The organism is Streptomyces sp. HUAS MS02 (genome assembly GCF_055702265.1).
This window is the reverse complement of record NZ_CM146747.1, coordinates 7,916,082-7,940,258: the sequence shown is the minus strand read 5'-3', so window position 1 is coordinate 7,940,258 and position 24,177 is coordinate 7,916,082. Positions and strand designations below refer to the sequence as shown.

Sequence of the window (24,177 nt, the reverse complement as noted above, 5' to 3'; positions counted from 1 at the left end):
GGCAACGCGAGGGACATGGCACGGACGCGCTCCGCTCCTAATTTCTGTCGCACGACAGAAATACACGCCGCACCCGGAGGTCCCACGATGGCGACATCGACGACGTACGGAGCACGTGATCACGCCCGCGCCCAGGAGGGCTCCTCGACCGAGGCCATGCCCGTGGTGCCCGCGAGCGACTGGCCCGCCCCTCCCTGCGAGCCCGCACGGCTGGTCTGGGCCGAGACGGTGGCGGGCGGCAACTACACGCACCGGGTGCTCGCCCGAGGCACCGAGCTCCGGCTGACCGACCTGCGCGGCGACGCCTGCGCCCATCTGCTGCTGCACCACGCCGACCGCCCCTGGGAGCGGCTGAACGTGGCCGACACCGTCAAGGTCCAGTGGAACGCCTACCTGGGCGAGGGCGTCCTGCTCCTGTCCGACCAGGGCCGGGTCCTGGCCTCGGTGGTCGCCGACACCTCGGGCCGCCACGACGCCCTGTGCGGCACCTCCACCCTCGTACGCAACACCGAGCGGTACGGGGACGGCACCCCGCACTCCGCCTCCCCCGCAGGGCGTGAACTGTTCAAGCTGGCCGCCGCCAAGAACGGTCTGGAACCCCGGGACCTCCCGCCCTCGCTCTCCTTCTTCCAGGGGGTACGGGTACGCGAGGACGGCACCCTCGACTTCACCGGCTCCGCCGGCCCCGGCGCCGCCGTGACCCTGCGCACCGAACAGGACGTGACCGTGCTGATCGCCAATGTGCCGCACCCGGCCGACCCGCGCCCCGAGTACGTCAGCACCCCCTTGGAGGTGCTCGCCTGGCGGGCCCGGCCGACCGAGCCGGGCGACCCCCTGTGGGACGCCACGCCCGAGGGCCGCCGGGCCTTTTCGAACACCGCCGAGTTCCTCACCGCGAGGGGGACCGCATGAGCACGAGAACCGTGGTCCCGGCCCGCGCCGCCTGGTCGTCGGTGATCCGCGCCGGCGAGACCCTCACCCTCACCGACCTGCACGGCAACCAGGCCGTCGACTTCCTGGTGTACGACGCCCACGACACGGCCGTCCGCTACAGCGCGCCCGACACGATCCACGCCCAGGGCGGCATCTTCCTCACCACCGGCAGCGTGCTGATGTCGAACGAACACACCCCGCTGATGACCGTGACCGCCGACGACGTGGGCCGGCACGACACGGTCGGCGGCGCCTGCTCCAAGGAGTCGAACACGCTGCGGTACGGGCACCACACCTGGTCGCAGCACGCCTGCGTGGACAACTTCCTCGCAGAGGGCGCGAGGCACGGCCTCGGCAAACGCGACCTGGTGTCGAACATCAACTGGTACATGAACGTCCCGGTCGAGCAGGACGGCACCCTCGGCATCGTCGACGGGATCTCCGCCCCCGGTCTCGCCCTCACCCTGCGCGCCGAGCGGGACGTGCTCGTCCTGGTCTCCAACTGCCCCCAGATCAACAACCCCTGCAACGGCTTCGACCCGACGGCCGTGCAGGTGACGATCACCGGCCGGGTGCCGGACACCGGAGAAGCGACGACCACCGGAGCCGGCACATGACCTTCGACACCCTGCTGGTCGCCAACCGGGGCGAGATCGCCGTCCGGATCATCCGCACCGCCCGCGAACTGGGCCTGCGCACGGTCGCGGTGTACTCCGACGCCGACCGCTCCGCCGCCCACGTCCGGCTCGCCGACGAGGCGGTACGGCTCGGCCCGGCGCCCGCGAAGGAGTCGTACCTCGACGCGGACCTGGTCCTGAAGGCCGCCAAGGACACCGGCGCGGGCGCCCTCCACCCCGGGTACGGGTTCCTCTCCGAGGACGCGGACTTCGCCCGCCGCTGCGCGGAGGCCGACATCGTGTTCGTCGGCCCGACCCCCGACCAACTGGAGCTGTTCGGCGCCAAGCACACCGCGCGGGCGGCGGCCGAGGCCGCCGGCGTGCCCCTCCTGCCCGGCACCGACCTGCTCGCCTCCCTCGACGAGGCCCTCGGCCACGCCTCGGAGATCGGCTACCCGGTGATGCTCAAGGCCACCGGCGGGGGCGGCGGTATCGGTATGTCGGCATGTCGATCCGCCGCCGAACTCACCGACGCCTGGGAGCGGGTGCGGCGCGTCGCCGCCGCCTCCTTCGCCACGGCGTCCTCGGGGGTCTACCTGGAACGGCTCGTCGAGCGGGCCCGCCATGTCGAGGTGCAGGTCTTCGGCGACGGCGACGGCCTCGTCGTCACCTTCGGCGACCGTGACTGCACCCTCCAGCGCCGCCACCAGAAGGTCGTCGAGGAGGCCCCGGCCCCCGGCCTGCCCGACCACGTCCGCGCACGGCTGACCGCCGCCGCCCGCGACCTGTGCGCGAGCGTCGAGTACCGCTCCGCCGGAACCGTCGAGTTCGTGTATGACGCCGCACGCGAGGAGGCGTACTTCCTGGAGGTCAACACCCGCCTCCAGGTGGAACATCCGGTCACCGAGGAGGTCTACGGCGTCGACCTCGTCGCCTGGATGCTGCGCCTGGCCCGCGGCGACACCGCCGTCGTCCGGGCCCCGGGCCAGCCGCGCGGCCACGCCGTCGAGGCCCGGATCTACGCCGAGGACCCCTGTCGCGAACACCGGCCGAGCGCGGGCCTGTTGACCCGGGTCGAGTTCCCGCCGGGCGTCCGCGTCGACGGCTGGGCGGAGACGGGCACAGAGGTCACGACGTCGTACGACCCGCTGCTGGCGAAGCTCGTCGCGTACGGCTCCGACCGCGCCCACGCGCTGCGGCGGCTGGACGAGGCGCTGGCGAGGACCCGGATCGACGGCATCGAGACGAACCTGGGCCAGCTCCGGGCGGCCCTCACCGACCCCGGTTTCCGACGGGCCGACCACACCACGGCGACCCTCGCCGCCGTCTCCGACCCGACGCCCCGCGTCGAGGTCGTCTCCGGCGGCACGCTCACCACCGTGCAGGACTGGCCCGGCCGCACCGGACACTGGCAGGTGGGCGTCCCGCCCAGCGGCCCCATGGACGACCTGTCCTTCCGCCTCGGCAACCGGGCGCTGGGCAACCCCGAGGGCGCCCCCGGTCTCGAATGCACCCTCCAGGGGCCCACCCTGCGCTTCACGCACGCCACCACGGTCTGTGTGACGGGCGCGCCCGCCCCGGTGACCGTGGACGGCGCACCGGTCGCCCGGTGGGAACCGGTGACGGTGCCTGCCGGAGCGGTACTGGCCGTCGGCGCCCCGACCGACCACGGCCTGCGCACCTACGTCCTCTTCGCGGGCGGCGGCCTGGACGTCCCCTCGTTCCTGGGCAGCGCGGCCACGTTCACCCTGGGCCACTTCGGCGGCCACGGCGGCCGGGCCCTGCGCACGGGCGACGTCCTGCACGGCGGAGCGGCCACCGAACACGCGGCGCCCGTCCCGCCGGACGCCCGCCCCGCCTTCCCCACCTCCTGGCGGGTGGCCGTCCTCGAAGGCCCGCACGCGGCACCGGAGTTCTTCACCGAGGAGGACATCCACGAGTTCTACGCGGCCGACTGGAAGGTCCACTTCAACTCCGCCCGCACCGGCGTACGCCTGATCGGCCCCAAGCCCCGCTGGGCCCGCGCCGACGGCGGCGAGGCCGGCCTGCACCCGTCCAACATCCACGACACCCCGTACTCGGTCGGCGCCGTCGACTACACCGGGGACATGCCGGTCCTCCTGGGCCCCGACGGCCCCTCCCTCGGCGGGTTCGTCTGCCCGGCGACGGTCGTCTCCACCGAACGCTGGAAGCTCGGCCAGCTGCGCCCCGGGGACACCGTCCGCTTCCTCCCGGTCGCCGACGACGCCTCGCCCCGCCCCCCGATCGTCGACGGCGGCGTCCTGGCCCGCGACGGCGACGTGACGTACCGCCGCAGCGGCGACGACAACCTCCTGGTCGAGTTCGGGCCCATGCGACTCGACCTGGCCCTGCGGATGCGCGTCCACGCCTTGATGGAGGCGGTCGCCGAAGCGGGCCTCGACGGTGTCACCGACCTCACCCCGGGCATCCGCTCCCTGCAGATCCGGACGGACCCGGCCCTGCTCCCCCAGCCCGAACTCCTCGCAGCGGTACGCCGGATCGTGGCGTCGCTCCCCCCGACCGACGAACTGGTCGTCCCCTCCCGCACGATCCACCTCCCCCTCTCCTGGGACGACCCCGCCACCCGCGAGGCCATCGCCCGCTACATGGCGGGGGTCCGCGACGACGCGCCCTGGTGCCCCTGGAACATCGAGTTCATCCGCCGCGTCAACGGCCTGGACACGGTGGACGAGGTGTACGACACCGTCTTCGCCGCCGAGTACCTGGTCCTGGGCCTCGGCGACGTCTACCTGGGCGCGCCCGTGGCGACCCCGCTGGATCCCCGCCACCGCCTGGTGACCACGAAGTACAACCCGGCCCGCACCTGGACGGCGGAGAACTCGGTCGGCATCGGCGGCGCCTACCTCTGTGTGTACGGCATGGAAGGGCCCGGCGGTTACCAGTTCGTCGGCCGCACCACCCAGGTGTGGTCCCCCTGGCAGCAGCGCGGCGCCTTCGAGCCCGGCTCCCCCTGGCTGCTCCGCTTCTTCGACCGCATCAAGTGGTATCCCGTGGACGCCGACGAACTGCTGGCCCTGCGCGCGGACATCGTCTCGGGCCGTTTCGTCCCGCGCGTGGAGCAGGGCACCTTCTCCCTGGCCGAGTACGAGACGTTCCTGTCCGAACACGCCGATTCGGTGGCCGAGTTCAGAGGTCGGCAGCAGAGCGCGTTCGCGGCGGAGAGGGCCGCCTGGGAGGCCGCCGGCGAGTTCGACAGAGCGGAGACGGGGGCGGCCGAGCCGGTACCGCCCGCCGAGGTCCACGTGCCCGAGGGCGCCCGTCTGATCGAGGCCGAGTTCACCGCGTCGGTCTGGCAGGTGAACGTCCGACCGGGCGACCGCGTGACCACCGGCCAGCCCCTCCTGACCCTGGAGGCCATGAAGATGGAGTCCCGAGTCCCCTCCCCCACGGCCGGCGTCATCGACAGAATCCTCACCACCCCGGGCACCCAGGTGTCCCCAGGCACCCCCCTGATCATCCTGACCCCGGACAACACCTGACCCCGCCCCGCAAGGGGCGCGGGGAACTGCGCGAGAACCCCCACCCACCCGCACCCGCCGACGCACCCCACCCCCACCCCCGATGGCGCAAGGGGGTCGAAGGGGCACAGCCCCTGAAGGACGGGACGGGTAGGGGCGGCGGGGGCGAAAAATCCCCCGCCGCCCAACCACCGCACCCCACCCCCAGGAGCAAAGATGCCCCCCTCCCCCACCCTCACCAGAGTCCGCATGGCCTACACCCGCATCGAAGCCGTGGACCGCCCCGAGATCTGGATCGACCTACGCCCCCGCGCCGACGCGGAGGCCGAAGCCGAGGCCATCGACGCCCGTCTGGCCGCCGGCGCCCATCTCCCCCTCGCCGGCCGCCTGCTCGCCGTGAAGGGCAACATCGACGTCCACGGCCTCCCCACGACAGCCGGCTGCCCCGCCTACGCGTACACCCCGGACGCCGACGCCCCTGCCGTCGCCCGCCTCCGCGCGGCCGGCGCCCTCGTCCTCGGCACCACCAACCTCGACCAGTTCGCCACGGGCCTGGTCGGCACCCGCTCCCCGTACGGCGCGGTCCGGGGCGCCCACGACCCGTCCCGCGTCAGCGGCGGCTCCAGCGCGGGTTCGGCCGTCGCGGTCGCGCTCGGCCTCGTCGACCTCGCCCTCGGCACCGACACGGCGGGCTCCGGCCGGGTGCCGGCCGCCTTCAACGGCATCGTCGGCCTGAAGCCCACCCGGGGCCTGGTCCCCACCACGGGCGTGGTCCCGGCCTGCGCCTCGATCGACTGCGTGACGGTGTTCGCCCGCACCCTCCCGGAGGCGGAACAGGCCATCGCCCACATGGCCTCCCCGCCCGACCGAGCCCTCCCGTCCCTCCCCCCGCGCGCCCCGGGCCCTTGGCGCGTCGCGGTCCCCTCACGCACTCAGCTGGGCGAACTCGACGAGGGCTGGGCGGAGGCGTACGAGGCGACCGTCACCCGTCTGCGGGCCACGGGCGCGGACGTACGCACCCTCGACCTCGCCCCGTTCACCGAGGCGGCGGCCATGCTCTACCAGGGCGCTTTCGTGGCCGAGCGCTACACGGCGGTCGGTGCCTTCGTCGACAAGGCGATCGCGGACGGCGTCGACTCCCTCGACCCCACCGTCACGGGCATCATCACCCGGGCCCGGGACATCCCGGCCCACCGGCTCTTCGCCGACCAGGACCACCTGTCCGCCCTGCGCACCCGCGCGCTCGCCGAACTGGCCGACGCGGACGCCCTGTTGCTGCCGACGACACCGGGCCACCCCACACTCGCCGAGGTGGCCGCCGACCCGCTGGGCGCCAACGCCCGCCTCGGCCGCTTCACCAACTCCACGAACCTCTTCGACCTGGCGGCGGTGGCCGTCCCCGCCGGTGAGGTGAACGGTCTCCCCTTCGGCGTGATGCTGGTCGGCCCGGCCTTCACGGACGACCGCCTGGCCCGCCTCGCCTCCGTACTCCAGCCGGAGACCCGTCTGGCGGTGGTGGGCGCCCACCTCTCGGGCCAGCCCCTGAACCCCCAACTGCTGTCCCTGGGCGCCCGACTGGAACGAACCACCACGACGGCGCCCGTCTACCGCCTCCACGCCCTGCGCACGACCCCGCCGAAGCCGGGCCTGGTCCACGTGGGCGAGGGCGGCGCCCCGATCGAGACGGAGGTCTGGCGCCTCCCGGCAGAAGGCCTGGGCCGCCTCCTGACGACCCTCCCCCGCCCCATGACCCTGGGCACCGTCGAACTCGCCGACGGCACCCGAACCCCAGGCTTCCTCTGCGAACCGTCAGCCCTCACAGACACCGAGGACATCACGGAATACGGCAGCTGGCGCACCTACGTGACCCACTGAACCGGACTGCACACCGGGCTGATGTCTTTGCGGGCCGCGGGGAACCACGCAGGAGAACCCCCACAAGCCTTCAGGGGCGAGGGGAACTGCGCGAGAACCCCCGTCCACCCGCCCCCGTCCGACAACCCACCCCACCTCTCGCCCGGCGAAGCCTCACCCCACCGACGAGTAAGCCACAACCCCCCTCAACACCCCATCCACAGCCTTACGCGCACTCTTCCCCACGGTCGACCCGGCGGGCGCCGCCGCGGAGATCTGCCCCAGCACATCGATCACCTGCTTGCACCACCGCACGAAGTCACCCGCCGGCATCTCCACCTCCCGCAGCACCTCGTCGAGCCCCGACCCCGAAGCCCACATGTACGCGGCCCAGGCGAAGCCGAGATCCGGCTCCCGCTGCCCGACCCCTTCGCTCTGCGTGATCCGGAACTCCTCCTCCAGCGCGTCCAGCCGCCCCCAGATCCGCACCATCTCCCCGAGCGCGGCCTTGGCGTTCCCGGACGGCAGCTTCGGCGCCATCGCGTCGTCCCCGACGCGCGCCTCGTAGACCAGCGCCGAGACGCACGCCGCGAGCTCCGCGGGCCCGAGCCCCTCCCACACACCCGCGCGCAGACACTCACTGGCGAGCAGGTCCAGCTCGCCGTAGAGCCGGGCGAGCCGCTTGCCGTGCTCGGTGACCTCGTCACCCCGCAGATAGTCCAGCTCGGTGAGCAGGGCGACGATCCGGTCGAAGGTCCGCGCGATCGTGTTCGTACGGCCCTCGATACGCCGCTCCAGCTGCACGGTGTCCCGCCTGAGCCGGTGGTACCGCTCGGCCCACCGCGCGTGGTCCTCACGGTCGCTGCACCCGTGGCACGGATGCGCCCGCAGCTCGGCGCGCAGCCGGGCGATCTCCCGGTCGTCCGCGGCGGCGGCCCGCCGCTTGCGGTGCCGGTCCGGAACCAGATGCCCGGCCTTGGTGCGCAACGCCGACGCCAGATCCCGGCGCGACTGCGGCGAACGCGGGTTGAACGACTTCGGGATCCGCATCCGCTCCAGCGCCTCCACCGGCACCGGGAAGTCCATCGACGCCAGCCGCTTGACCTGCCGCTCGGCGGTCAGCACCAGCGGACGCGGCCCGTCGTGGTGCTCGAACCCCCGGTGGCCGTTGGACCGCCCGGCGGGCAGCCCCGGGTCCAGCACCAGCGCGAGCCCGGCGTACTTGCCCGTGGGCACATGGATGACGTCGCCGGGCTTCAGCTTCTCCAGCGCGACGGCGGCCTCGGCGCGCCGCTGCGCGGCCCCCTGCTTGGCCAGCTCGGTCTCGCGGTCCTTGAGGTCCCGCCTGAGGCGCGCGTACTCCTCGAAGTCCCCGAGGTGGCAGGTCATGGACTCCTTGTAGCCCTCAAGGCCCTCCTCGTTGCGCTGCACCTGCCGGGAGATCCCGACGACCGACTTGTCCGCCTGGAACTGCGCGAACGAGGTCTCCAGCAACTCGCGCGAGCGGTGCCGCCCGAACTGCTCGACCAGGTTGACCGCCATGTTGTACGACGGCCTGAAGCTGGAGCGCAGCGGGTACGTCCGGGTGCCGGCGAGCCCGGCGAGGTGGTCGGGGTTCATGCCCCGCTGCCACAACACCACGGCGTGACCCTCGACATCGATGCCGCGCCGGCCCGCACGCCCCGTCAGCTGGGTGTACTCACCGGGGGTGATGTCGGCGTGCTGCTCGCCGTTCCACTTGACGAGCTTCTCCAACACCACCGAGCGGGCGGGCATGTTGATGCCGAGCGCGAGGGTCTCGGTGGCGAACACGGCCTTGACCAGGCCGCGTACGAAGAGCTCCTCGACGACCTCCTTGAACGTCGGCAGCATGCCCGCGTGGTGGGCCGCGATGCCGCGCTCCAGGCCTTCCAGCCACTCGTAGTAGCCGAGGACGTGGAGGTCCTCGCGGGGGATGGAGGCGGTGCGTTCCTCGACGAGGGCGCGCACCTTGTGCCGGGACTCGTCGTCGTTCAGCCGGAGGCCCGCGTACAGGCACTGCTGGACGGCGGCCTCGCAGGCGGCGCGGCTGAAGATGAAGGTGATGGCGGGCAACAGGCCTTCGGAGTCGAGCCGTTCGATGACCTCGGGGCGGCTCGGGATCCAGATCCTCGACCGCTGTCTGCGCTCGCGCTCACGGTCGGCCTCGCGCATGGCACGGCCACGCCGGCGGTCCTGGAAGGAGGGCCGGCTGGCCTCCATCCGCGCCATCCGGGTCAGGTCCGGGTTGACGGCCTTCTTGTTGCCCTCGCCCTCCTCGAACAGGTCGTACATCCGCCGTCCGGCGAGCACGTGCTGGAACAGCGGCACCGGCCGGTGTTCGGAGACGATCACGTCGGTGTCGCCGCGCACGGTGTCCAGCCAGTCGCCGAACTCCTCGGCGTTCGACACGGTGGCGGACAGCGAGACCAGGGTGACCGACTCGGGAAGATGGATGATCACCTCTTCCCAGACGGCGCCCCGGAAGCGGTCGGAGAGGTAGTGCACCTCGTCCATGACGACGTATCCGAGGCCGAGGAGGGTCTGGGAGCCCGCGTACAGCATGTTCCGCAGCACCTCGGTGGTCATCACGACCACGGGGGCGTCGGAGTTGACGCTGTTGTCCCCGGTGAGCAGACCGACCTTGTCGGCGCCGTAACGGCGGCACAGGTCGGCGTACTTCTGGTTCGACAGGGCCTTGATGGGTGTCGTGTAGAAGCACTTCTTGCCCTGTTGCAGGGCGAGGTGGACGGCGAACTCGCCGACGATCGTCTTGCCCGAGCCGGTGGGGGCGGCCACCAGGACGCCCTTGCCCGCCTCCAGCGCCTGGCAGGCCTCGATCTGGAAGGGGTCGAGACCGAAGTCGTACATCTCGCGGAAGGAGGCGAGCGCGGTGGCCTGCTCGGCAGCGCGCCTACGTGCTGCCGCGTACCGCTCGGCCGGTGAGAGGTCCTCTGTCATCGTGCTTTCGAGCGTACCGGGCCCCACTGACAACAGGACGATCATTATCCGGATCGTGGCACCGTCGAGATCAGGACCGTCCACCGTCCGAAAAGGAAGCACGGCGGACGGACGTACGACGGCGGTGGGCCCCGCCCGGGATGCCGGGCGGGGCCCACCGCCGTCTCGTCTCGGCTGCGTGCCGTGTGCCGGTGCTCAGGTCACGTCGTCGTACCCGTTGATCCGTTCCCGCTCGGGCTCGGTCTGCGCGGGGAGCGCCTTGGCCGCTGACACGGTCTCGACCTCGCCGATGTCCTCGGGGGTGAGATCCAGCTCGGAGGCCTCGTCGTCGGCGGGGCCGAGCGCGTCGCGCTGTCGCCTGCGCTTGTCGTTCAGCAGGGAGAAGCCGGTGGCCACGAAGTACAGCAGGATGATCGGCGCGGCCAGCGAGAGCATCGAGACCGGGTCGACGGTCGGGGTGGCGAACGCGGCGAACACGGTGACGCACATGATCATGGCCCGCCACCAGCCCAGCATCCGCCGGCCGGTGACCATGCCGGTCATGTTCAACATGACGAGCACGAGCGGCAGCTCGAAGGAGAGGCCGAAGACGATCACCATGCGGGTCACGAGGTCCAGCAGCTCGTCCAGCGGCAGCAGGTTGACCGTGTCGTCAGGGGTGAACTCGAGCAGGACCTCGGCGGCCGCGGGCAGCACGTGGTACGAGAAGTAGGCGCCCACCATGAACAGGGGGAAGCCCGCGGCCACGAAGGCCATCGAGTAGCGCTTCTCGTGCCGGTGCAGGCCGGGCGCGATGAAGGCCCACAGCTGATAGAGCCAGACCGGGCTGGCGATGACCACACCGGCCGTCAGGGACACCTTGATCATCAGAGTGAACGGGCCCATCAGACCCGACATCGTGATGTTGCCGCAGGCTCCCTTGCTCTCCTTGGCGAGCTCGGTGAAGTCGCGCGTGCACCCGACGGACTCCTGGACCGGCCGGGTGAGGAAGTTGATGATCTCCTGGTAGAAGACCAGACCCACCACAGAGGCCACGACGATCGCCAGGAGCGCTTTGCCCAGCCGGTTGCGGAGCTCGCGAAGGTGCTCCACGAGGGGCATCCGCCCCTCGGGATCCTTCTCCTTGTTGCGGGCAGACTTGAGCAACCCACGTCCTCATCTCGTGCGGCAGGCCGGAAGTCTGGTCCGGCCCTGCGTCAGCGCTTGGTGGTGTCCGTCGGCTCGGTGACCGGGCGCGAGCTGGTCACGTCGCCGGGAGCGGCCTGGATGGTGCGCTGCGCGGGGGTCTCGCCGCCGGCGTGCGGGGGCGCTGCCGCCGCGTTGGTGTCGTCCTGACCCTCGGACTTCATGGCCTTGGCCTCGCTCTTGAGGATGCGGGCGGACTTGCCCAGCGAGCGCGCCATGTCCGGAAGCTTCTTCGCACCGAACAGCAGGATGATGACGACGAGGATCAGAATGATCTCGGTGGGGCCGAGCCTACCCATAGCTGTCTACCTTCTTCACCGAGGCGGCGGGTGGGGGCTGTCCGACCAGTCGGACAAGTGTCCGAACGATCGTACTGGCAGCGATCGTAACGCTCAGGGGTGAACGCTGGGCAATCCCCGTGCGTACTCCCGATTCGCGACCCGGGCCTCGTTCTCCGTGCCGCGACAGGCAGCGTACCTGCCAAAGGTGAGAAGGTGACAGGGCGAAGTGGCGCAAAACGCACCGCGCTGTCAACTCACAGGAGCCTCCGCCGCCCTTCACAGAGCGTCCGCAGAGCGGGCCGCGCTCGCCGTCGCCCGCTCCAGATCCTCCGCCGCCCGGCCGATCCTCCGCGCCGACTCCGCGACCTGCGCTCCCAGCCGCCGGGCCTCCAGAAAGACCCGCACGGCCAGCACCCCGAGCACGACCAGCCCGACAAAACCCACAGCCACCGCGAACATCGCCCAGAACATGAGCCGACCCTAGCCCCTGGCCCTATCCCGCCGAATGCAGCCTGAGGGTCCGCACACCGCCGCCGGTCAGCAGCTCGACGATGCGCTCACCGGCCGGCTTGCGGACAGCGGTGCCGCACTCGGGGCAGGTGAAGGAGTAGAAGGTGGTCTTGCTGGTGGCGCCGATGGCCAGCCGCAGCGCGCTCGCCCCCAGCTCGAAGTTGGCCCGGCAGTCGGGGCAGCCGGCCCTGAACACCACGTCGACCGCCTTCTTCATCCCCGCGAAGGCGACCGCGACGGTCATCTCCCGGATCTCCTGGATCTCCTGCACCCCGGACTTCACACCGGACTTCACACCCGACACAACAGACCCGCCGCTCACAGCCCTCGTATCTCCCTTTTCCGGTCGTACGCCGTCGTCGTCTCGCCGTCGTCGTCACGTCTCGCCGCCCTCGGTGCCGCCCTCAGGCGGTCCCGCGGTCCCGCGGTCCCGCGGTGTTGCGGTCACGGTCTGGTCGGCTCGGCCTCGTCGTAGGCCGCCAGCGCCTCGCGGGCCGCCCGGCGGGCGCTGTCGGCGAGGTCCTTGGGGGAGACGATCCGGCCGTCGCGGCCGAGCCGCAGTGCCAAGCGCCGCAGCGAGGCGGGGTCGGGGGTGCGCAGGCTGATGCGCAGCCCGCCGTCCGGCAGCTCCTCGGCGCTGTCGTGCGGGTAGTACTCGGCGACCCAGCGCCCGCCGGGACCCACCTCGACCACCACCTCGGGATCCTCGGCGGCCGGCTGCACCAGCGCCTCCGACAGGTCCCGCAGCTCGATCTCGGGCGGCGCGGACGGCTCGTCGAGGATCTTGATCTCGGCGACCCGGTCCAGCCGGAACGTACGCCGGGCCTCGGAGCGACGGCACCAGGCCTCGACATAGGTGTGACCCACGCTGACCAGGCGGATCGGGTCGATCTCGCGTTCGGTGAGCTCGTCGCGGGCGGGCGAGTAGTAGCGGATCCACAGCCGCCGGCGCTCCGAGATGGCCCGGTCGACATCCGCGAAGACCCCGCCCTCGGCCTCGAACGTGACCGACAGCCGCGAGCTGGCGCCCGCCGCCTCCCCGGCCGCCGTCTCCACCTTGGCGGTGGCCCGCAGCAGGGCCTGCCGGTCGCTCTCGCGCAGTCCGGGCAGGGTGGCCACCGCCCGGGCGGCCACCAGCAGGGCGGTCGCCTCGTCGGCGGCCAGCCTCAGCGGCTCGGCGGCCTCCGCGCCCAGGGCGGCCGGGTTGTGCCACCAGATGCGTTCGCCGTCGGTGTCGATGTCGAGCAGATCACCGCCGCGGAAGCTGGTCCCGCACATGGGCAGCACATCGAGGTCCGAGACCAGCTCGTCCTCGGTGATCCCGAAGGCACGGGCGACGTCCTCGATCCGGGCGCCGGGCCGCTCCCGCAGATACGTCACCAGGGAGAGCATCCGCCGGGTCTGGTCGATGGCGTTCGCCGGCCGGGCCGGTTTTCCCACCACGTTCTTACGTCCCCCTCAACCCTTGGCCACGGCACGCAGCCGGTCCACCACGTCGGCCCGCAGCTCGGCGGGCTCCAGGACCACCACGTCGGGCCCGAACTCGACCAGCCAGGCATCCAGACCGTGCCCGTACGGAATCTCCAACTCGTCCCAGCCGTCCCCGAGTTCCCGTACGAGGGAGGCCTTCGCACGCAGCGGGTAGCCGGCGCCGGAACGCAGCCGGATCAGCGCGGAACGGTCGGCGGTCTCCCCGGCCCAGCTCGCGACCGTCTCCCGCACGGTGACGACGTCGGGGACCTCGGCGGTGAACGCGGCACCCCGGCTGCGGACCTTGCCGGTGATCCGGGAGAGCCGGAAGACCCGCTCGGCACCCCGGTCCCGGTCGAAGCCGGCCAGGTACCAGTGACCGCGCCAGCACTCCAGCGCCCACGGCTCCACATGACGGGGCTCGGGGCGCGCGGCGGTCGCCTTGCGGTACTCGAACACGACGGGGCGCCGGTCACGGCAGGCCAGCATCAGCGGCTCGAAGGCGGCCTCGTGCACCGGAATGCGCGGCTCCAGCGCTCCATGGTGGGTCTCGTACGGGTCGACGTCCTCGGGCAGCCCGGCCGCGCGCAGCTTCTGCAGGGCGCCGCTCGCGGCCCCCGCGAGACGGGCCTGCTGCCAGACCTTCGCGGCGAGCCCGAGGGCCGCGGCCTCCTCGGCGTCGAGGGTGATCGGCGGGAGGCTGTTGCTGTCGCGTCGGGCCAGATAGCCGACCTCGCCGTCGAGGTTCTCCACCGTCTCGATGACCAGGCCGAGTTCGCGCAGATCGTCCTTGTCCCGCTCGAACATGCGGTTGAAGGAGTCGTCGGAGCCGGCTGCGCCACTTCCCGACCCGGCGGCCTCGACATACGCCTCGATCGAATCCCGCAGCTCGCGCTTGCTGAGCGGCCGCCGCGTCCCCAGCAGACACAGCGCCAGGTTCATCAACCGCTCGGCCTTGGCAATGGCCATCGACGCCCTTCCTCCGGGTGTTTCCGCGGCACGACCGTACCGCTACGAAGCGTCGCGGCAAAAGCCGAGGGCCCATGCCCGAAAAGGCATGGACCCCAGACAGTCGGGACCGGTCACGGCACGATCGCCGCAGAACCGGGATCCGACGGATCAGACCCCGAGGAGGTCGACCACGAAGATCAGCGTCTCACCGGGCTTGATCGCCGGAGTCGGGCTCTGGTTCCCGTAGGCGAGGTGGGCCGGAATGGTCAGCTGGCGACGGCCACCGACCTTCATGCCCTGCACACCCTGGTCCCAGCCCTTGATGACACGACCGCCACCGAGCGGGAAACGGAACGGCGTCCCGCGGTTCCAGCTGGCGTCGAACTCCTCGCCGGTGGAGAAGGACACGCCCACGTAGTGCACGGTGACGGTCTGGCCCGCCTGGGCCACCTCGCCGTCGCCCTCCCAGATGTCCTTGATCTCCAGATCCGCCGGCGGCTGGCCCTCGGGGAAGTCGATCTCGGGCTTCTCGATGCTCACTGCAGTGGCTCCTCTGTCGTACGAACGTCATGCGCGATGCCTGATGGGCAACCTGCCCAGTCTTACATCACGGCCAGGATGTCGACGGCGAAGACCAGCGTGGAGTTCTTCGGGATGCCCTGCTGCTCCTTGTCACCGAAGGCCTGGTCGGGCGGCAGGACGAGAAGCACCCGGCTGCCCTCCTTCTTGCCCACGAGACCGTCCTTCAGGCCCTTGAGCGTCACCTGGTCCAGGGGGAGCGTCGCCGTCTTGCCCGTCTTGTACGTACTGTCGAAATTCTTGCCCCCCTCCCACAACAGGGCGACATAGTTCACGACCACGCTGTCCGTGTCCTTCACGACGGCGCCATCGCTCTCCAGGACGTAGTTCGAGACGAGCTTCGTCGGCGGGGCGGCGTCCTTCGGCATGGTCACCGCGGGCTCCTTGCCGTCGGTGTTCGTGCCGACCTTCGGCAGGTCGATATTGTCCTGGGCGACCTCAGTGCCCTTCGCCGAGGCGGGAATCGTCGTGCCCTTCACGATGTCCACGACGAAGACCAGGGTGGCGTTCGCCTTGATGTCGCCCTGCCCCTGCGCCCCGTACCCGAGATCCGGGGGGATCACCAGTTCCACCCGACTGCCGACCTTCTGGCCCTCCAGGCCCTTCTCCCAGCCCTGGATGACACCACCCGCACCCAACGTGACCGGGAAGGTCTGCTTCTTGTCGTAGCTGTTGTCGAAGGGCTCCGACTCGTCGTACTCCTGGCCGAGGTAGTTCACCTCGGCGACGTCACCCTTCTTCAGCTTCGCGCCGTCACCCTCGCTGATGACCTCGACCTTCAACTCCTTCGGCGGGTCACCCTCCCCCTTCGCGAGGGTCGGCTTCTCCCCGAACTCGGTGCCCTTGGTGATCGCGGGCACTCCGTTCTTCGTGGAGGTGGAGTCGGAGCCCTTGTCGTCGTCGCTACCGCAGGCCGCTGCGGAGAGCAGCAGCAGCGGCACGACGAGAAGGCCGGCAATTCGGCGCACGTGTTCCTCAGATCTCAGACGGCACTCTTGTCGCCCGCCACTCTAGGGCGTGCCTCGGGCCCCGTACGAGAACGTACGGGGCCCGAGGGCCGGTTTCCTCAACCGGAGGTCACATTCCCGCGATCAGCTTCTCCACCCGGTCGTCCACCGAACGGAACGGGTCCTTGCACAACACCGTCCGCTGCGCCTGGTCGTTGAGCTTGAGATGCACCCAGTCGACCGTGAAATCCCGGCGCTGTTCCTGCGCGCGCCGGATGAAGTCGCCGCGCAACCGGGCCCGAGTGGTCTGCGGCGGAACCGACTTGCCCTCGAAGATCTTCAAGTCATTGCAGATGCGGGTGGCTTGACCTTTCCTCTCCAACAGGTAGTAGAGGCCACGACGGCGGTGGATGTCGTGATACGCGAGGTCTATCTGCGCGACCCGCGGATGCGACATGGTCATGTTGTGCTTGGCCCGGTACCGCTCGATGAGCTTGTACTTCATCACCCAGTCGATTTCGGTACCGATCCGGTCGAGGTCCTCCGCCTCGATCGCGTCCAGCGTGCGGCCCCACAGCTCCAGCACCTGCTCCACGGTGCCCGTACGGATACCGCGGCGCTCCACGAAGTCCACGGCCTTCTCGTAGTACTCGCGCTGCACCTCCAGCGCGGAGGCCTCCCGGCCGCTGGCCAGCCGCACCTTGCGACGGCCGGTGATGTCATGGCTGACCTCGCGGATCGCCCGGATCGGGTTCTCCAGGGTGAGGTCGCGCATGACGGTGCCCGCCTCGATCATGCGCAGCACCAGGTCGGTGGCCCCGACCTTGAGCAGCATGGTCGTCTCGGACATGTTCGAGTCACCCACGATGACGTGGAGACGGCGGTACCGCTCGGCGTCCGCGTGCGGTTCGTCACGGGTGTTGATGATCGGCCGGGAGCGGGTGGTCGCCGAGCTGACGCCCTCCCAGATGTGCTCCGCGCGCTGGCTCACGCAGTACACCGCACCACGCGGGGTCTGCAGAACCTTGCCCGCGCCGCACAGCAGCTGCCGGGTGACGAGGAACGGAATCAGGATGTCCGCGAGACGGGAGAACTCCCCGTGCCGCGCCACCAGATAGTTCTCATGGCAACCGTAGGAGTTGCCGGCGGAGTCCGTGTTGTTCTTGAAGAGGTAGACGTCGCCCGCGATTCCCTCCTCGTGCAGGCGGCGTTCGGCATCGACCAGCAGTCCTTCGAGAATGCGCTCGCCGGCCTTGTCGTGAGTGACCAGTTCGGTCACGTTGTCACATTCGGGTGTCGCGTATTCCGGATGTGAGCCCACGTCGAGATAGAGGCGGGCCCCGTTCCGCAGAAACACATTGCTGCTGCGGCCCCATGACACGACACGGCGGAAGAGGTACCGCGCCACCTCGTCAGGAGACAGACGGCGCTGTCCCCTGAACGTGCACGTGACGCCGTACTCGTTCTCCAGCCCGAAAATGCGGCGGTCCATGACTGAACATTACGCCCGATCCACCGAGCTGAAACGGGGTTCGGCAGCACGGTTTGGATCATTTTCCGAGGAGACCGCAACCACCGCACCCCCGGAAGGAACAGCGAGAACCCGCCCCGTGGCCAGCAGAACCAGCAACGCCACGGCCCCCGCCGCACCCGGCACGACGAACCCCCACAGCGTCCCGCCCCACTCGACGACCGGCCCGGCGACGGCCGTTCCGACCGACTGGCCCACCGTGAACGTCGTCACGATCCAGGAGAACGCCTCGGTGACCGTGCCCCGCGGCGCGTGCCGGTCGACCAGGACGAACACACACGCGATCGCCGGCGCCAGGAACACCCCCGCGAGGGTCGTCAGCCCCGTCATCCCCACCGGACCCGGCATCAGCGTCAGCGGCACGTAACACACCGCCAGAAGCGCCACCAGCACCTGCAGACGCCGCTCCGGCGCCCCGCTCCACTGCCGCGCGCCGTACGCCGTGCCGCCCAGGAGCGCCCCCAGTCCCACACCCGCCATCAGCCAGCCGTACACCGCGTCCCCGCCGTGGTCGTCCGCGTAGGACACGGCGGCGACGGTGATCGAGCCGAGCGCGACACCGACGAAGAGGAAGGCGGCGAGGAGGGACAGCAGCCCGGGCGAACGCAACGCGCCCAGCCAGTGCGCCTCCCGCGGGGCGGACCGCCAGGCCCTCGAAGGCGGTGAGACGACCACCCACAGCGCCCCCAGCACCCCGATGACACTCAGCACCACCAGCGCGGCCGACGCCGACCACAGCGCCACGCACAGCGTCACCAGCAGCGGCCCGACGGTGAACATGAGCTCCTGGGCCACGGCGTCCATCGCGTACGCCGTGTGCACCTGCTCCTCCCTGCGCAGCACCGAGGACCACAGGGCCCGCAGCCCGCCCTCCAGCGGCGGCGTGCACAGCCCCGCGACCGCCATCGCGAGATACGCCACACCCAGCGGATCCAGCCCGGACAGCGCGAAGACGACCATGGCGAGCGCGGAGACGACCGCCGCGGGGAACTGCACCCTCGGCTGCCCGTACAGGTCCACCAAGCGCCCCAGCAACGGCTGCCCGACGGCGTTGGCCAGGCCGTACACCGCCGCGAGCGCGCCCGCGAGACTGTAGGTGCCACCCTCCGCGCGGACGAAGAGCACGATCGCGACGGCGGCGGTGGCGTTGGGCAGCCGGCCCACCAGCGTTCCGGCGAGCAGCCGCGCGGCGTGCCGCGTCCTGAGGATCTCGAGATATCCGGCGGCCATGTCCTGCCTCTCGACGGGCTCTCGCGAGCGACGTGTTACGTATAACGTCTCTGGGTCATACGTACCATGTGCCCTGACCGCGAGTCCAGACGAGGGAGCAGGCCGACGGTGGCACGAGGTAGTACCCGGCCCACGAGCCGTGACGTCGCCCAGGCCGCCGGCGTCTCCCAGGCCGCCGTCTCCCTCGTCCTCGGCGACAAATGGCGCGGCCGCGTCTCCGAGACCACCGCGGAACGCGTACGACAGGCCGCGCGCGAACTCGGCTACCGACCCAACCTCGCCGCCCGCAACCTCCGCCTCGGCCGCACCCGCACCGTCCTGCTGGTGGTCCCCGCCCTCACCACCGAGTTCTTCGCCGGCGTCTACACGGGAGCCGCCCGCGTCGCCGCCCGCCACGGCTTCGGCGTGGTCCTCTACCCCTCCCCCGAGGGCGTCGGCCCCGCCCGCGACCCCTTCGCCTCCGCCCAGGCCGCCCTCGACGGCGTGATCGCCTCCTCCATGGCCGCGGACGCGCTCACCGCCATCCGCGGCGACCAACTGCCCCTCGTCATGCTGGACAGCGACCCCGACGGAAGCCTCGGAGCCGCGACCGTCAACCTGGACATCCGCGACGGCATCCGCCAGGTCACCGAACACCTGCTCACCCTGGGACACCGCGACTTCCTGCACCTCGCCGCGGACATCCCCTCCTGGACCTTCCACGTCCGCGCACGGGAACTCGCGGCACGCGTGGCCTCGGTGCCGGGCGCGTCCCTGCGCACGGCCGCGGCGCCGATCTCCATCGAAGGGGCACTGGCCGCGGCGGAGGCGGCCCTGACCGACACCGGCACCGGGAGACGCCCCACGGCCGTGGTGTGCGACGACGACAAGCTGGCCGCCGGGGTCTACAAGGCCGTACGGCGCCTCGGGCTGCGGATCCCCGAGGACGTGTCCGTCACCGGGCTCGACGACCTCGCCCTCGCCACCGCCCTCGACCCCGAGCTGACGACCGTACGACTGGACGCGGAGCTGTTCGGGGAGCGCGGGATGGAGGCCCTGCTGGCCGTCCTGGAGGGGCGCACACCGACGGAAGGGGACATCCCGGTGGAGCTGGTGGTGCGGGGTTCCACGGCACGGGCACGGGGCTGAACACGCGCCCCTTCAGGGCGCGCCGCCAACCGCACCGAACGCCGCGCGCCCCGGCCTGGGCCGGCCGGGGCGCACTACGGACGGATCCTGCGGACGCTGGTACTACTCGTCCTCTTCCTCGGAGCTCTCGGCCTCCGTGGAGGCGCCGCCCGCCTCCAGCAGACGGTCGAGCTGACGGCCCACGATGCGCTTGAACTTGCGCTGCTGGGGACGCGTACGGTCCAGAACCGCCACCTCCAGTCGCTCCGCGGGAATCTCCCGCTGCGTGCCGTTGGTGTCGCGCGACAGGGCCTGGACGGCGAGCTTCAACGCCTCCGCCAAGGACATGCCGTCCTGGTGCCGCTGGTCCAGATAGCTGCTGATCTGCTCGGCGTTGCCACCCACCGCGACCGAACCGTGCTCGTCCACGATCGACCCGTCGTGCGGCAGCCGGTAGATCTGGTCACCCTCGGGGGTCTCCCCCACCTCCGCCACGACCAGCTCCACCTCGTACGGCTTCTCGGCCGCCGAGGAGAAGATCGTGCCCAGGGTCTGGGCATAGACGTTGGCGAGACCACGGGCGGTCACGTCGTCACGGTCGTAGGTGTAACCACGCAGGTCGGCGTAGCGCACACCACCGATCCGCAGGTTCTCGTACTCGTTGTACTTGCCGGCGGCCGCGAAGCCGATCCGGTCGTAGATCTCGCTGAACTTGTGCAGCGCGCGGGACGGGTTCTCGCCGACGAACACGATGCCGTCGGCGTACTGCAGCACGACCAGGCTGCGGCCACGGGCGATGCCCTTACGGGCGTACTCCGCCCGGTCGGCCATCGCCTGCTGGGGTGAGACATAGAACGGCGTCGACACCGGTTATCCGTCCCTTTCTGTCGAAGTCACTGGATCACCTTGATAAAGAGGGGCCGTCGAGGCCGGACCGGCTAGAGCAGCGCGGCCCGGGGGCCGTCCGGCTGCTCCAGACGCCGCTCCAGGATCGAACGGGCGATCTCGGAGGACTCCTCGTCGGTGAGCCGACGGAAGCCGTCCTCGGTGATCACGGTGACGATGGGGTAGATCCGGCGGGCGACATCGGGACCACCGGTCGCCGAGTCGTCGTCTGCCGCGTCGTACAGGGCCTGAATGACCAGGGTCGTCGCCTCGTCCTCGGAGAGGTCGCCCCGGAACAGCTTCTTCATCGCACCGCGCGCGAAGATCGAGCCCGAGCCGGTGGCCGCGTAACCGCTCTCCTCGGAACGGCCGCCCGTCACGTCGTACGAGAAGATGCGGCCCTTCTCCCGGTCCACGTCGTAACCCGCGAAGAGCGGGACCACGGCCAGGCCCTGCATCGCCATGGCGAGGTTGGAACGGATCATGGTGGAGAGCCGGTTCGCCTTGCCCTCCAGGGAGAGCTGCGCGCCCTCGACCTTCTCGAAGTGCTCCAGCTCCAGCTGGAACAGCTTCACCATCTCCACGGCCAGACCGGCCGTGCCGGCGATCCCGACGGCCGAGTACTCGTCGGCCGGGAACACCTTCTCGATGTCCCGCTGGGCGATCATGTTCCCCATCGTGGCCCGGCGGTCACCGGCGAGCACCACACCACCGGGGAACGTCACGGCCACGATCGTCGTGCCGTGCGGAGCTTCGATGACACCCTGGGTCGGCGGCAGCTGCCGCTTGCCGGGGAGCAGCTCCGGCTGGTGGTCCGACAGGAAGTCCATGAAGGACGACGACCCAGGCGTCAGGAAGGCAGCTGGTAGACGCCCGGTGCTACGAGTGTTGGCTTCCACGCGTTTCCTTCCACGTATGTCGCAGCCCGCCTCATGACGTCGGGCCGATCCTTGAACTGCCCCAGCGCCGCGTTGCAGCTGAAGCACAGTACGCCTCGGACCCTACCCGTCTCGTGGCAGTGATCCACATGCGCCGGCAAAGCAGCCAAACAGATACAGCAGACGCCCCCTTGAGAGGCGATCAGCCCGTCGCGTTCGGCTTCGGTGATGCCGTACTCGCGCTTCAGGTGGCTCTGCCTGCCCTGGACAGCCCGGCACGCCTTGCATCGCGTCGACAGGCCGTCGGACGCCGTTGCGTTGCGATGCCATTCGCTGTGCGGCTTGATCTCACCGCATGTCCGGCAGAGTTTGTGCCCGGCGGGGACGTCCGCCTTCTCCCGCACGGGCTTCCCCATGGCCTCCCGGCGACGCCGATAGTGCGCGGCACTGTACTCGGCCACGCACTCCCGGCACCTCACCTGAAGGCCGTCGCTACGGTTCTTGTCCTTGGCGAAGGCGGTGACAGGCAGCTCTCGCCGACACCCGCTGCACCGCTTCTCGGCCTCTTCCATCCCCCGCAACCCGAATCTTCAATTCGAAGACGAAAGCCGACGCGAGCCTTTACTCTCCACCTTTTTGCACGAAGGACCTCACGAAATCCTCTGCGTTCTCCTCGAGTACATCATCGATTTCGTCGAGCACAGAGTCGACGTCGTCGCTCAGCTTCTCCTGGCGTTCCTTGAGGTCCTCCGAGGCCTGCGCCTCCGGCGCCGCCTCGGTCTCCTCGGTGGAACGGGTGGCCTTCTGCTGGCCGCCGCCGGTGTCCTTGGTCGCCATAACCCTCACCCCGCTCTGTTGCCCGACATGGTCGGCAGGTCGGCATTCCTGCCGATCGGTGATGATCAGACCCTACAAGCCGGGTCTGACATTGGCCCTGTTGTTTCCACAACGTCCGGGGACCACCTCGATGATTCCCGGACGGCGGTGTTTCCACCCTGCCCCGCTGATCACGATTGAAGCGCGGTTCAGTGGCCGGAAAGTACCCTGACCAGGTCTTCTGCCGTGCGGCAGCGGTCCAGCAGCTCCTTGACGTGATTTCGCGTTCCGCGAAGCGGTTCGAGGGTTGGAACGCGCTGGAGCGAGTCCCGGCCCGGGAGGTCGAAGATCACCGAGTCCCAGGAGGCCGCCGCGACGTCGTCCGCGTACTGCTCCAGACAACGACCGCGGAAGTACGCACGGGTGTCCTCCGGCGGCTTCGTACGGGCCTCGTCGACGCCCTGCTCGGTCAGCAGCCGCTTCATCTTGCCGCGGGCCACCAGACGGTTGTAGAGGCCCTTCTCGGCGCGCACGTCGGCGTACTGGAGGTCGACCAGGTGGAGCCGGGCGGCGTCCCAGTCGAGGCCGTCACGGCGCCGGTAGCCCTCCATCAGCTCCCGCTTGGCGACCCAGTCCAGCTCTCCGGAGAGGCTCATGGGGTCGTTCTCCAGGCGGTTCAGCGTGTCCTCCCACCGGCTCAGGACGTCCTTGGTCTGGTCGTCCGCGTCGGCCCCGAAGCGTTCCTCCACGTACTTGCGCGACAGCTCGTAGTACTCCATCTGGAGCTGTACGGCGGTCAGGGTGCGCCCGCTGCGCAGCGTGATGAGGCGTTGCAGGGTCGGGTCGTGCGAGACCTGGTGGAGAGTGCGTACGGGCTGGTCGACGGCCAGGTCGACGGCGATGAAGCCGTCCTCGATCATCGAGAGCACCAGGGCCGTCGTGCCCAGCTTCAGGTAGGTCGAGATCTCCGAGAGGTTCGCGTCGCCGATGATCACGTGGAGGCGGCGGTATTTCTCCGCGTCGGCGTGGGGTTCGTCGCGGGTGTTGATGATGGGGCGTTTGAGGGTGGTCTCCAGGCCGACTTCCACCTCGAAGTAGTCGGCGCGCTGGCTGAGCTGGAAGCCGTGTTCGTGGCCGTCCTGGCCGATGCCCACGCGGCCGGCGCCGGCGAAGACCTGGCGGGAGACGAAGAAGGGGGTCAGGTGGCGCACGATGTCCGAGAAGGCGGTCTCCCGCTTCATCAGGTAGTTCTCGTGCGTGCCGTAGGAGGCGCCCTTGTTGTCGGTGTTGTTCTTGTAGAGGTGGATCGGCTGGGCGCCGGGGAGCTGTGCCGCGCGTTCGGCGGCTTCGGCCATGATGCGCTCGCCGGCCTTGTCCCACAGGACGGCGTCCAGGGGGTTGGTGACCTCGGGGGCGCTGTATTCGGGGTGGGCGTGGTCGACGTAGAGCCGCGCGCCGTTGGTGAGGATGACATTGGCGAGGCCGATGTCCTCGTCGGTGAGCTGGCTGGAGTCGGCGGCCTCGCGGGCGAGGTCGAAGCCTCGCGCGTCCCGCAGCGGGTTCTCCTCCTCGAAGTCCCAGCGGGCCCGGCGGGCCCGGTGCATCGCCGCTGCGTAGGCGTTGACGATCTGGGACGAGGTGAGCATGGCATTGGCATTGGGGTGGCCGGGGACGGAGATCCCGTACTCCGTCTCGATGCCCATTACTCGCCGTACGGTCATGCGGCCCTCCTTGCCCGGCGGCGCCCTCGGTCGGGGACGCCGCTCAAGTACCGCTGGCGCTCCCGTGCGTGTGCGGTGCCCGTCCCCGCACTGCGCGACTCGGCGGTAGGAACGAGCCTAGAACGGCTTCGCGCTGGTGGGGAGATCATTTGCGTCATTGCCTCGCTCCGGCTGGTGCCTGGAAAACAGTCGGCTGCGGGTAC

The 24,177-nt window shown here is 70.4% G+C and carries 21 protein-coding genes; 5 read left to right on the top strand and 16 right to left on the bottom strand.

The features are described 5' to 3' along the window. Nucleotides 1–87 precede the first annotated feature (87 nt). The 4 genes from ACZ9QC_RS34225 (at nt 88) to atzF (ending at nt 6,925) form a co-directional block, all read left to right on the top strand. Nucleotides 88–912, top strand: a complete 825-nt coding sequence (locus tag ACZ9QC_RS34225) for an urea amidolyase associated protein UAAP1 (protein WP_472916637.1) — start codon at nt 88–90, stop codon at nt 910–912. Further along, nucleotides 909–1,550: an urea amidolyase associated protein UAAP2 gene (locus tag ACZ9QC_RS34220; RefSeq protein WP_472916636.1), complete on the top strand. Its 642-nt coding sequence runs from the start codon at nt 909–911 to the stop codon at nt 1,548–1,550. Before ACZ9QC_RS34225 ends, ACZ9QC_RS34220 begins: the two co-directional genes overlap by 4 nt. Then, entirely contained in the window at nt 1,547–5,071 is a 3,525-nt protein-coding gene (locus tag ACZ9QC_RS34215) for a 5-oxoprolinase/urea amidolyase family protein (RefSeq protein WP_472916635.1), read from the top strand. The genes ACZ9QC_RS34220 and ACZ9QC_RS34215 overlap by 4 nt, the downstream gene beginning before the upstream one ends. A 195-nt stretch (nt 5,072–5,266) precedes the next feature. Then, complete coding sequence (atzF, locus tag ACZ9QC_RS34210) at nt 5,267–6,925, top strand: allophanate hydrolase (RefSeq protein ID WP_472916634.1); 1,659 nt, start codon at nt 5,267–5,269, stop codon at nt 6,923–6,925. Nucleotides 6,926–7,078: 153 nt separating this feature from the next. On the opposite strand, the gene ACZ9QC_RS34205 is transcribed toward atzF, so the two are convergent. The 11 genes from ACZ9QC_RS34205 to ACZ9QC_RS34155 all read right to left on the bottom strand — a co-directional run bounded on the left by ACZ9QC_RS34205 (nt 7,079) and on the right by ACZ9QC_RS34155 (nt 18,567). Beyond that, nucleotides 7,079–9,928 (bottom strand): DEAD/DEAH box helicase, encoded by a 2,850-nt coding sequence (locus ACZ9QC_RS34205; RefSeq protein WP_472916633.1) that lies wholly within the window; start codon nt 9,926–9,928, stop codon nt 7,079–7,081. 150 nt (nt 9,929–10,078) lie between these two features. Beyond that, entirely contained in the window at nt 10,079–11,029 is a 951-nt protein-coding gene (gene tatC / locus ACZ9QC_RS34200; protein WP_472916632.1) for a twin-arginine translocase subunit TatC, read from the bottom strand. Nucleotides 11,030–11,079: 50 nt separating this feature from the next. Then, nucleotides 11,080–11,367, bottom strand: a complete 288-nt coding sequence (gene tatA, locus ACZ9QC_RS34195) for a Sec-independent protein translocase subunit TatA (RefSeq protein WP_472916631.1) — start codon at nt 11,365–11,367, stop codon at nt 11,080–11,082. A gap of 258 nt (nt 11,368–11,625) precedes the next feature. Continuing rightward, nucleotides 11,626–11,820 carry a hypothetical protein gene (locus ACZ9QC_RS34190; RefSeq protein WP_472916630.1) on the bottom strand — a complete coding sequence of 65 codons (195 nt, stop codon included), beginning with the start codon at nt 11,818–11,820 and terminating at the stop codon, nt 11,626–11,628. 22 nt (nt 11,821–11,842) lie between these two features. Beyond that, nucleotides 11,843–12,103: a hypothetical protein gene (locus ACZ9QC_RS34185; protein ID WP_037702271.1), complete on the bottom strand. Its 261-nt coding sequence runs from the start codon at nt 12,101–12,103 to the stop codon at nt 11,843–11,845. Nucleotides 12,104–12,303: 200 nt separating this feature from the next. Next, the gene (locus ACZ9QC_RS34180; RefSeq protein WP_472916629.1) at nt 12,304–13,302 is read right to left on the bottom strand and encodes a helix-turn-helix transcriptional regulator; all 999 of its coding nucleotides are present in this window, start codon (nt 13,300–13,302) and stop codon (nt 12,304–12,306) included. A 15-nt stretch (nt 13,303–13,317) separates the two neighbouring features. Beyond that, complete coding sequence (locus ACZ9QC_RS34175) at nt 13,318–14,298, bottom strand: helix-turn-helix transcriptional regulator (RefSeq protein WP_472916628.1); 981 nt, start codon at nt 14,296–14,298, stop codon at nt 13,318–13,320. A gap of 150 nt (nt 14,299–14,448) precedes the next feature. Beyond that, complete coding sequence (locus tag ACZ9QC_RS34170; protein ID WP_184896133.1) at nt 14,449–14,820, bottom strand: FKBP-type peptidyl-prolyl cis-trans isomerase; 372 nt, start codon at nt 14,818–14,820, stop codon at nt 14,449–14,451. A gap of 62 nt (nt 14,821–14,882) precedes the next feature. Further along, nucleotides 14,883–15,827: an FKBP-type peptidyl-prolyl cis-trans isomerase gene (locus ACZ9QC_RS34165; protein ID WP_472916627.1), complete on the bottom strand. Its 945-nt coding sequence runs from the start codon at nt 15,825–15,827 to the stop codon at nt 14,883–14,885. Between the two features lie 109 nt (nt 15,828–15,936). Next, nucleotides 15,937–17,298, bottom strand: coding sequence for a Pup--protein ligase (pafA, locus tag ACZ9QC_RS34160; protein ID WP_013004876.1), 1,362 nt, complete (start codon nt 17,296–17,298; stop codon nt 15,937–15,939). A 9-nt stretch (nt 17,299–17,307) separates the two neighbouring features. Further along, on the bottom strand, nt 17,308–18,567 hold the full coding sequence (locus tag ACZ9QC_RS34155; protein ID WP_472916626.1) for an MFS transporter: 1,260 nt from the start codon (nt 18,565–18,567) through the stop codon (nt 17,308–17,310). Nucleotides 18,568–18,675: 108 nt separating this feature from the next. Between ACZ9QC_RS34155 and ACZ9QC_RS34150 the strand changes: the two genes are divergently transcribed. Then, complete coding sequence (locus ACZ9QC_RS34150) at nt 18,676–19,695, top strand: LacI family DNA-binding transcriptional regulator (RefSeq protein ID WP_472916625.1); 1,020 nt, start codon at nt 18,676–18,678, stop codon at nt 19,693–19,695. A 102-nt stretch (nt 19,696–19,797) separates the two neighbouring features. Here the strand turns inward: ACZ9QC_RS34150 and prcA are convergent, their stop codons facing one another. The 5 genes from prcA to dop all read right to left on the bottom strand — a co-directional run bounded on the left by prcA (nt 19,798) and on the right by dop (nt 23,974). Further along, nucleotides 19,798–20,541 carry a proteasome subunit alpha gene (gene prcA, locus ACZ9QC_RS34145; protein ID WP_184896125.1) on the bottom strand — a complete coding sequence of 248 codons (744 nt, stop codon included), beginning with the start codon at nt 20,539–20,541 and terminating at the stop codon, nt 19,798–19,800. 71 nt (nt 20,542–20,612) lie between these two features. Beyond that, nucleotides 20,613–21,458, bottom strand: a complete 846-nt coding sequence (gene prcB, locus ACZ9QC_RS34140) for a proteasome subunit beta (protein ID WP_472916624.1) — start codon at nt 21,456–21,458, stop codon at nt 20,613–20,615. After that, nucleotides 21,410–22,009, bottom strand: coding sequence for an endonuclease VII domain-containing protein (locus ACZ9QC_RS34135; protein ID WP_472916623.1), 600 nt, complete (start codon nt 22,007–22,009; stop codon nt 21,410–21,412). Before ACZ9QC_RS34135 ends, prcB begins: the two co-directional genes overlap by 49 nt. A 49-nt stretch (nt 22,010–22,058) precedes the next feature. Further along, a complete protein-coding gene (locus tag ACZ9QC_RS34130; protein WP_005485230.1) occupies nt 22,059–22,274 on the bottom strand; it encodes a ubiquitin-like protein Pup in 216 nt (71 codons plus the stop codon). Nucleotides 22,275–22,462: 188 nt separating this feature from the next. Continuing rightward, on the bottom strand, nt 22,463–23,974 hold the full coding sequence (gene dop / locus ACZ9QC_RS34125) for a depupylase/deamidase Dop (RefSeq protein ID WP_338133446.1): 1,512 nt from the start codon (nt 23,972–23,974) through the stop codon (nt 22,463–22,465). Between the last annotated feature and the right edge of the window lie 203 nt (nt 23,975–24,177).

What these genes read in the sequence shown, in the direction of transcription:
- ACZ9QC_RS34225 (WP_472916637.1), top strand. Translation starts at nt 88, where the DNA reads ATGGCGACATCGACGACGTACGGAGCACGTGATCACGCCCGCGCCCAG.
- ACZ9QC_RS34220 (WP_472916636.1), top strand. Translation starts at nt 909, where the DNA reads ATGAGCACGAGAACCGTGGTCCCGGCCCGCGCCGCCTGGTCGTCGGTG.
- ACZ9QC_RS34215 (WP_472916635.1), top strand. Translation starts at nt 1,547, where the DNA reads ATGACCTTCGACACCCTGCTGGTCGCCAACCGGGGCGAGATCGCCGTC.
- atzF (WP_472916634.1), top strand. Translation starts at nt 5,267, where the DNA reads ATGCCCCCCTCCCCCACCCTCACCAGAGTCCGCATGGCCTACACCCGC.
- ACZ9QC_RS34205 (WP_472916633.1), bottom strand. Translation starts at nt 9,928, where the DNA reads ATGATCGTCCTGTTGTCAGTGGGGCCCGGTACGCTCGAAAGCACGATG.
- tatA (WP_472916631.1), bottom strand. Translation starts at nt 11,367, where the DNA reads ATGGGTAGGCTCGGCCCCACCGAGATCATTCTGATCCTCGTCGTCATC.
- ACZ9QC_RS34190 (WP_472916630.1), bottom strand. Translation starts at nt 11,820, where the DNA reads ATGTTCTGGGCGATGTTCGCGGTGGCTGTGGGTTTTGTCGGGCTGGTC.
- ACZ9QC_RS34185 (WP_037702271.1), bottom strand. Translation starts at nt 12,103, where the DNA reads ATGACCGTCGCGGTCGCCTTCGCGGGGATGAAGAAGGCGGTCGACGTG.
- ACZ9QC_RS34175 (WP_472916628.1), bottom strand. Translation starts at nt 14,298, where the DNA reads ATGGCCATTGCCAAGGCCGAGCGGTTGATGAACCTGGCGCTGTGTCTG.
- pafA (WP_013004876.1), bottom strand. Translation starts at nt 17,298, where the DNA reads ATGGACCGCCGCATTTTCGGGCTGGAGAACGAGTACGGCGTCACGTGC.
- ACZ9QC_RS34155 (WP_472916626.1), bottom strand. Translation starts at nt 18,567, where the DNA reads ATGGCCGCCGGATATCTCGAGATCCTCAGGACGCGGCACGCCGCGCGG.
- ACZ9QC_RS34135 (WP_472916623.1), bottom strand. Translation starts at nt 22,009, where the DNA reads ATGGAAGAGGCCGAGAAGCGGTGCAGCGGGTGTCGGCGAGAGCTGCCT.
- ACZ9QC_RS34130 (WP_005485230.1), bottom strand. Translation starts at nt 22,274, where the DNA reads ATGGCGACCAAGGACACCGGCGGCGGCCAGCAGAAGGCCACCCGTTCC.
- dop (WP_338133446.1), bottom strand. Translation starts at nt 23,974, where the DNA reads ATGACCGTACGGCGAGTAATGGGCATCGAGACGGAGTACGGGATCTCC.